Source organism: Sulfurimonas indica (assembly GCF_009192995.1).
GTDB classification, from domain to species: domain Bacteria; phylum Campylobacterota; class Campylobacteria; order Campylobacterales; family Sulfurimonadaceae; genus Sulfurimonas; species Sulfurimonas indica.
Genome location: NZ_SDID01000046.1, coordinates 1 through 903, shown reverse-complemented (window position 1 = coordinate 903; position 903 = coordinate 1). Strand labels below are relative to the sequence as shown.

Sequence of the window (903 nt, the reverse complement as noted above, 5' to 3'; positions counted from 1 at the left end):
TTGGGCAGAGAAAGCAAGTGGGGTTGCTCCTCTGCCAACAAGTCAAACGGCCTTTGCAGGGTTGTTTGATGGATGCGAACATTTGCTACATTCTCAAGCCATTTGAGTACTTCTGCATTGGCATTATCGATATTTAGCTGATAATTTTTCATTGTAAGTTTTACACGCAAAGCATTATGAAAGCTGTAGCGGAGATAATGATTAAATCGCTCAACTTTTCCTTTCGTTTTTGCGCGGTATGACCTGCACACTTTAATGGTAAATCCACAATGCTTGGCAAAATCTTCAAAGAGAGGATTGAGTTTGTGTTTGCCTCTTCCATATGCATTGCGTTTAATGATGACTGTGCGCATATTATCATATAAGCACTCTATTGGAACGCCTCCAAAGTATCTAAAAGCATTCATATGGCATGCAAGCAGTGTCTCTATCTTTTCATTGTCAACATACTCTACATAGGAAGCTCTTGAATATCCCATTGTGGCAACAAATGCAGAGAGGTTGTCTTTTGGAAACTCTATCCAATCAACTTGCATCTGCTTGGCTGGTTTAGTCTCAAAGCGTATAAGCTTTTCATCATTTTTTATTCGTTCACGCAGTTCATATTTTTGCATCACCTGCTGAAGCCAACGCAAGCTTCCCGTGTATCCTAAAGTTTGAATCTCTTTGTATATTACAGTGGTTGGAATAAAAGAGTTCTCCTTATGAGATATCTCCAACATCTTTGCAATGTGGGGAAGATAAGGATCTACAATATTCTCTACAGGTGTTCTGTTAATAACGGGAACATACCCATCAGGAAGAAGAGAATATTTACGAACTGTTTCACGACTGATCCCCAGTCGTCTTGCTACTTCTGTTTTATTGAAACCTTGTTTTAAAAGTTTTTTGATCATTTGAACT

At 38.8% G+C, this 903-nt stretch carries 1 protein-coding gene; it reads right to left on the bottom strand.

Features of this window, described 5'->3' with window-relative positions; translation table 11 throughout:
• The coding region (istA, locus tag ES948_RS10770) for an IS21 family transposase (protein ID WP_152184951.1) at positions 1-903 on the bottom strand (903 nt) is incomplete at both ends.